At 63.2% G+C, this 2,224-nt stretch carries 2 protein-coding genes; both read left to right on the top strand.

Going from position 1 to position 2,224, the window contains the following annotated elements; all coding sequences use genetic code 11:
• Nucleotides 1–76 precede the first annotated feature (76 nt).
• Nucleotides 77–1,375, top strand: coding sequence for an IS21 family transposase (gene istA / locus AC3WJD_RS21890; protein WP_492748950.1), 1,299 nt, complete (start codon nt 77–79; stop codon nt 1,373–1,375).
• Entirely contained in the window at nt 1,375–2,163 is a 789-nt protein-coding gene (gene istB / locus AC3WJD_RS21885) for an IS21-like element helper ATPase IstB (RefSeq protein ID WP_492748947.1), read from the top strand. The genes istA and istB overlap by 1 nt, the downstream gene beginning before the upstream one ends.
• The last annotated feature ends 61 nt before the right edge of the window (nt 2,164–2,224 follow it).

Raw genomic sequence — 2,224 nt, 5'->3', positions numbered from 1 at the left:
TGTCAGGCGACATGCAAAACTGGTCCGGTAGCGACACGTAGAACTGGTCCCCCCACCTTTGGACGAGGAGGGACTGATGAGCGTGGAAGCAGGTACGAAGATTTCCGCGGTAATGACGCGGAGAGAGGCGATGCTCGAGCCGGACGAGGTGACAGCGATGCTGCGGCTGAAGAAGTTGGGCTGGGGCACGAGGCGGATAGCGCGAGAGCTGGGCTGCTCACGCACAACGGTGCAGCGGTATATCGAGGCGGGAGGCTGGCGCGCGTTTCGCCGCGCGACGAAGCCGACGCGGCTCTCTGAGCATGAGGCCTGGCTGCGCGAGCGTTTCTTCCGGCATGGCGGCAACGCCGATGTGGTTCGCCAGGATCTTGCGCGCGAGCTTGGCGTCGAGGTCAGTCTGCGTACGGTTGAGCGCGCTGTGTCAGTTTATCGCCAGCAGTTGGCCGCAGAAGCGCGCGCCACGATGCGCTTCGAGACACCTCCGGGGCAACAACTGCAGATCGACTTTGGCGAGAAGCGGATGGAGATCGGGGGAGAGAAGGTGCGCGTTTACGTGTTCGTGGCGACGCTTGGTTATTCGCGGCGTCCATACGCGACGGCCTTTCGTCATCAGCGCCAGTCTGCCTGGTTCGATGGTATGGAAGCCGCATTCCGGCATTTTGGCGGTGTGACCGAGGATGTGCTTCTCGACAACGCCGCGGCGCTGGTGACGCGACATGATGCGGTCACGCGCGAAGTGGTGTTCAACGATCGGCTGCACGCCTTCTCGCGCTATTGGGGTTTTCGTCCCCGAGCCTGCGCGCCGTATCGCGCGCGCACCAAGGGCAAGGACGAGCGCGGCGTCGGTTACGTGAAGAGCAATGCACTCGCCGGGCACAGCTTTGCGAGCATGGAAGAGCTCGAGCTGCACCTGTCATGGTGGCTGCGCGAGGTTGCCGACATGCGTTGTCACGGCACGACCGGCGAGCCGCCCCTCGCGCGCTTCGTGCGCGACGAGGCCACCAAGCTCAGGCCGCTCAATGGCAAGCCGCCATTCCGGCAGATACGCGAGCTGCTCCGCAAGGTCCACGCCGATTGCGCAGTTGAGGTCGATACCAACGCCTACTCGGTGCCCTGGCGGCTCATCGGTGAGACGGTCGAGGTGGTGATCAGCGGCGCGCAGATCCGCATCTTCCATGCCGGCAAGCTCGTGGCCGCGCATGCCGAAGCGCAGGGGCGCTACCGCCGTCTGACCGACCCGGTCCATTTTGTCGGGGTCACAGGCGTTGGCGGTCCTGCGCGGCACACCACGCCCGTTGCAGAGATCTCGCCGGGCCTTCCGGATCTTCTGCGTCCGCTTGCCGAGTATGAGCAATTGGTCGGGGGACAATGGTGATGGCCGTCGATCACGAGACGCTGCTTGGCTGGCTGACCCGGCTCAAGCTGACGGCCATCCGCGACCAGCTCGACACTTTGCTCGACGAAGCGGCGCGTACAGATCTCACGATGCGCGAGACGCTGGCCTTTCTGTGCGAGCGCGAGATCGCAAGGAAGGATGAGCGCCGCATCGTCATGGCCATGAAGATCGCGCATTTTCCGCACGCACGCGAACTCGACGGATTCGACTTCGACGCTCAGCCCAGCGTCGATGCCCAACAGATCCGCGAACTCGCAACCGCGCGCTGGGTCGCGCATGGGGATGCATTATTGCTGCTCGGGCCTCCCGGGGTGGGCAAGTCGCATCTGGCGATCGCGCTTGGTCGTGAGGCTATCCGCCAAAACTACACCGTGCTGTTCACGACTGCCCAGACGCTGGTCGCAACACTGGTCAAGGCGCATGGCGAGGGACGGCTCGAAGAGCGGCTGGCTTTTCTCGCCAAGCCCAAGCTGCTCATCGTCGACGAGCTCGGCTATCTGCCGTTCGATCCCAATGCCGCTCACCTGTTCTTCCAGCTGGTGTCCAGGCGCTACGAGCGAGGCGCAATGTTGATCACATCCAACCGCAGCGTGGGGGAATGGGGAAGCGTATTTGGCGACCCTGTCGTCGCCACCGCCATTCTCGACCGGCTGCTCCACCACAGCCACGTCATCACCATCCGCGGTGACAGTTATCGATTACGTGAAAAGCGACGGAGTGGCCTTTTGCAAAAGGCCACTCCGTCGCATGATTTGGAGAGTGCCTAACAACCCTGGGGGGACCAGTTTTGCATGTCGCCCCCGGACCACTTCATGATGTCGCTTGATA

The organism is Sphingobium sp. FW306-1B-F04DB (assembly GCF_058781925.1).
This window is presented reverse-complemented; position numbering and strand designations above follow the sequence as displayed.